The organism is Lacinutrix salivirga, assembly GCF_053604675.1.
Map to the genome: position 1 here is coordinate 1 of NZ_JBSHNP010000049.1, position 281 is coordinate 281.

The following is a 281-nucleotide window of genomic DNA, read 5'->3' on the forward strand; positions in this document are numbered from 1 at the left end:
AGAAAATCCATTATCAGTAAAACGCTTTATCCAAATGAAGTTATCTAAAGTTAAGACAGATAAAAGTGATTCAAAACTTATTTGTGAATATGCAAAACAGGTACAATTAAAACTATGGCAAGGCAACTCTAAAGATGAAACAGAATGTTTGCAAATGGTTAGACTCCTTTCTGTGTATAGAAAACAGAGTACGATGTTAAAAAACAAGATACATGGAGAATCCGTTTTAGGTAATCCAAGTAAAGTGGTTTCTATGTCTTTAAAACGCAGTTTAAAACAAC

The 281-nt window shown here is 31.0% G+C and carries 1 protein-coding gene; it reads left to right on the top strand.

The genetic code is table 11. From position 1 onward, the window contains the following. Positions 1-281, top strand: a 281-nt coding sequence (locus ACVC5O_RS01435; RefSeq protein ID WP_452219681.1) for an IS110 family transposase, incomplete at both ends; no start/stop codon positions are given.